The organism is Roseateles sp. P5_B10 (genome assembly GCF_056400485.1).
The window spans coordinates 1-540 of sequence record NZ_JBFULE010001717.1; the positions used below are offsets into that span (position 1 = coordinate 1).

1 protein-coding gene is annotated in these 540 nt (G+C 61.9%); it reads right to left on the reverse strand.

Features of this window, described 5'->3' with window-relative positions; translation table 11 throughout:
• A partial coding sequence (locus tag AC1DU6_RS35510; protein WP_477863301.1) for an autotransporter-associated beta strand repeat-containing protein occupies nt 1-494 on the reverse strand: 494 nt, incomplete at its 3' end.
• Between the last annotated feature and the right edge of the window lie 46 nt (nt 495-540).

A 540-nucleotide genomic window follows, 5' to 3' on the forward strand; every position in this document is an offset into this window, starting at 1 on the left:
GTGATACCCGTGACATCGAACGTCGAATTGGCCACGACGCGGCTCGAATTGCTGATGGCGCCCGCGCCGGTCAGCGCAAGCGTACCGGCCTGGATCACCGTCTGGCCGGCATAAGTGCTGCTTGCGGCGAGGTTGAAAGTACTGGCGCCTGTCTTGGTCAATCCGCCGCCCCCTGAGAAGCCCGATGCCGCATCGGTGCCAACCGTGAAGGTGCCGGTGTCGATCGTCATTCCGCCCGCGAGGATGTTGAGGTACGTACCGGAAAATCCACTGATGAAGGTTGCGTTGCTGGCCGTCGCTTTCAAAAGGCCATTGTCGAAATTGGCCTGCGCCGCGCCAGTTCCCCTTCGCAGGAAGCTGGTCTCCAGCGTACCGCCGCCGCTGACATTGAGCGTGCCTGAGGCGCCGGGATTGGCTCCGATCGTCAAGCCGTTTTGGGCGGTAACGCGCGCGCCATTCTCGATATTGAGTGTGCCCGTCCCACTGTTGCCCATTCTCAATGCGGAACCCGATAGAATCCACTGCGATCCGGCTCCGGTC